Source organism: Pseudoalteromonas sp. GW168-MNA-CIBAN-0100 (assembly GCF_040309225.1).
In the GTDB taxonomy this organism is placed as follows: domain Bacteria; phylum Pseudomonadota; class Gammaproteobacteria; order Enterobacterales; family Alteromonadaceae; genus Pseudoalteromonas; species Pseudoalteromonas arctica.
In genome coordinates, this window is record NZ_JBEOOL010000984.1 from 1 (window position 1) to 243 (window position 243).

The 243-nt window shown below is 37.0% G+C and carries 1 protein-coding gene; it reads right to left on the reverse strand.

The window, feature by feature from the left end; translation table 11 throughout:
* Positions 1–46: 46 nt before the first annotated feature.
* The coding region (locus AAEY62_RS24285) for a hypothetical protein (RefSeq protein WP_350637030.1) at positions 47–243 on the reverse strand (197 nt) is incomplete at its 5' end.

Here is a 243-nt window from a genome sequence, read left to right on the forward strand (position 1 = left end):
AAAAAAGCGCACTAAATAAATGCGCTTGTTACTGTTTAGCTAAATATTAAAAGCTAAAGCTTAATTTTGCATAGTAGGTACGGCCATCAAAACCAGAAGGTACGGCACGTAATGGGTATTTAAATCCGCCATTAGAGATAAAGTTAAGTACTTCATCATCACCTAATTCATCTGGCGTTTCGTCAAATACGTTATCAGCACCAACCGATACAGCAAACGTATCGTTAATTTGGTAAGTCACGT